Below are 2,837 nucleotides of genomic sequence, written 5' to 3'. Positions count from 1 at the left end.
CGCCGGCGGTGCGCGAACAGGGACTGCGGGCGGCGGCGCCGCTGGCGGTCTACGCGTCGACACAGACGCACGCCTGGCTGCACAAGGCGGTCGACATCGCCGGCCTCGGGCTGCAGGCGGTGCGCTGGATCCCGACCGATGCCGAGCAACGCCTCGACGTGGGCGCGCTGGCCGCGAGCATCGAGGCCGATCTCGCCGCCGGCGTGCAGCCGCTGATGGCGGTGGGCACGGCCGGCACGGTGAGCACCGGCGCGATCGATCCGCTGCCGGCCATGGCCGCGCTGTGCAGCCGGCACGGCCTGTGGTTCCACGTCGACGGCGCCTATGGCGCGCCGGCGGCCTGCCTGGGCGAAGACGCGCCGGCCGACCTGCCGGGCCTGCGCGAGGCCGACTCGCTGGCGCTCGACCCGCACAAGTGGCTCTACGCGCCGATCGAGGCCGGCTGCGTGCTGGTGCGCGACCCGCGCCACCTGCTCGACGCCTTCAGCCAGCGCCCGCCCTACTACGGCGCACCGCGCGTCGACGAGGGCCTGAACTTCCACGAGCTCGGACCGCAGAACACGCGTGGCTTCCGCGCGCTGAAGGTCTGGCTCGCGCTGCGCATGGCCGGCCGCGACGGCTACCGGCAGATGATCGGCGACGACATCGCGCTGGCCCGGCGGCTGCGCGAGCGCGTGCAGGCCACGCCACGGCTCGAGGCGGGCCCCGGCAGCCTGAGCATCGCGACGCTGCGCTACCGGCCCGACCCCCGTGAAGCCCACGACGAGGCCGCGCTCGACGCGCTGAACCGCCGCCTGCTGGAGCGCCTGCAGCACGATGGCCGCGCCTGGCTCGGCCCGGCCGTGGTGGACGGCCGTTTCTGGCTGCGGGCCTGCATCGTCAACTTCGGCACCGGGGCGGCCGAGGTGGATGCGCTCCCCGCGCTGGTGCTGGAGCACGGCGACGCGCTGAGCGCCGGCGCCTGAGCTCGCGCGAGCACGGCTGCCCGGCACGGAGCTTGCGCCACCTCGCGCCCATGGACACGACCGACAGCAGCGACGACGAAGACGAAGACGGCATCACCCGCCACTCCGTCTTCGAGGACGCGATGGCGCTGCTGCTCGGCACGGCGGCCATGGCGCTGGGGATCGCGATGTTCCAGCAGGCCGGGCTGCTGGCCGGCGGCACCGCGGGCCTGGCCTTCCTGCTGCACTACGCGACCGGCGGGTCCTTCGGCGCGCTGTTCTTCGCGATCAACCTGCCGTTCTACTGGCTCGCCTGGCGCCATCTCGGCCATGCCTTCACGCTGAAGACCTTCGTCGCCGTGGCGCTGCTGTCGGTCCAGAGCGAGTGGCTGCCGCGCTGGATCGGCTTTGCGCCGCTGCAGCCGCTGTATGCCGCGCTGATGGGCGGCACGCTGATCGGCATGGGCATGCTCGCGCTGTTCCGCCACCAGGCGAGCGTGGGCGGCATCGGCATCGTCGCGGTGGTGCTGCAGCAGCAGCGGGGCTGGCGCGCCGGCCAGCTGCAGATGGCGCTCGACTGCAGCATCGTCGCGCTGGCCTTCGCGGTCGTCGCGCCCCGGCAGGTGCTGCTGTCGGTGGCCGGTGCGGTGGCGCTGAATCTGGTGCTGGCCATCAACCACCGTCCGGGGCGCTACGTGGCCCGCTGAGCCGGGCCGCGCCCCTCAAGCGCTGCGGGTCCCGGCCGATAACCCGGCACGCTCACCGCAGCCCCAAGACCATGCCGTCAGAACTCCTCTCCGCTCCCGGACGCCGTGCGCTGGCACGGATCCGGCACTGCGTCCACCTGCACGAGCAGGAGCTGCTGGGGCTGGACGACTTCTTCTCGCAGGCGCTGCCGGTGCTGGCCGAGGGCCTGGGCTGCGACCGCGTCAGCGTATGGACCTACTCGCAGCGCGGACCGCAGCAGGCACTGCACTGCGAGCGGCTGCACCACGCGGGCCACGACGCCACGCCGCTGCCGCCGCTGGTCGAGCAGCAGCACCCCGACTACTTCCGCGAGCTCGACCGCTGGGGCATCCTGAGCGCGAACGACGCCCAGAGCCATCCGGCACTGCGCTCGATGCGCGAGGCCTACCTGCTGCCGCACGACATCCACTCGCTGCTCGACGTGCCGTTTGCCGTCAACGGCCGGCGCACCGGCCTGCTGTGCGGCGAACAGACCGGCGCGCCGGTCGAGTGGTCGGCGACGCAGATCTCGCTGATGCGCCAGGCTGGCGTGATCGGCAGCCTGCTGATGCACCGCCTGCAAGGGCGCGCCCGGCGACCCGACGCGCTGCGGTTCGCGGGCTGAGCGGCGCGACGCGGCGCTACTCGAGCTTGGCGCGGTCCTCGCCCACCGCCATCGTCTGCGGCAGCTTCTTCCAGCTGCGGCCCGGATCTCGTCGTGCGTCAGGCGGCGGACCTCGACCTCGCCGAGGCCGCGGATGCCGAGCTTGCGGGCCGCCGCGAAGCTGAGGTCGATCACGCGGCCGTCGATGAAGGGACCGCGGTCGTTCACGCGCACCACCACCTGCCGGCCGTTGACGCGGTTGCGCACCACCGCGTAGCTGGGCAGCGGCATGGTCTTGTGCGCCGCCGTCATGCCGTGCATGTCGTAGACCTCGCCGTTGGCGGTGCGGCGTCCGTGGAAGGGCTCGCCGTACCAGGAGGCCACGCCGATCTCGAACCACGGCACATCGGTGTCATCGGGCTCGTAGGACTCGCCGCGGATCACATATGGATGGTTCGGTGCCCCCTGGCGGATGCGCTCCACGCGCGGCACGGCATCGACGAGCGGCGCGGGGGCCCGCTTGGCGACGCGCGGCGTGCGGGTTTGCGGCGGCTCCGGCAGCG

The 2,837-nt window shown here is 73.3% G+C and carries 3 protein-coding genes and 1 pseudogene; 3 read left to right on the top strand and 1 reads right to left on the bottom strand.

The features are described 5' to 3' along the window. The 3 genes from x551_RS20720 to x551_RS23810 all read left to right on the top strand — a co-directional run. A partial coding sequence (locus x551_RS20720; RefSeq protein WP_036250863.1) for an aminotransferase class V-fold PLP-dependent enzyme occupies positions 1–965 on the top strand: 965 nt, incomplete at its 5' end. Between the two features lie 50 nt (positions 966–1,015). Then, on the top strand, positions 1,016–1,651 hold the full coding sequence (locus x551_RS20715) for a YitT family protein (RefSeq protein WP_036235526.1): 636 nt from the start codon (positions 1,016–1,018) through the stop codon (positions 1,649–1,651). A 71-nt stretch (positions 1,652–1,722) separates the two neighbouring features. Further along, entirely contained in the window at positions 1,723–2,295 is a 573-nt protein-coding gene (locus x551_RS23810; RefSeq protein WP_011830914.1) for a GAF domain-containing protein, read from the top strand. Positions 2,296–2,460: 165 nt separating this feature from the next. Here x551_RS23810 and x551_RS27755 read toward each other — a convergent pair. After that, positions 2,461–2,658 (bottom strand): annotated as a pseudogene (locus x551_RS27755) (septal ring lytic transglycosylase RlpA family protein); the annotation flags it as partial. Positions 2,659–2,837: the final 179 nt, after the last annotated feature.

It is taken from the genome of Methylibium sp. T29, from assembly GCF_000576205.1.
In the GTDB taxonomy this organism is placed as follows: Bacteria; Pseudomonadota; Gammaproteobacteria; order Burkholderiales; family Burkholderiaceae_C; genus Methylibium; species Methylibium petroleiphilum.
The sequence above is the reverse complement of the archived record's forward strand: the minus strand, read 5'-3'. Positions and strand labels throughout refer to the sequence as shown.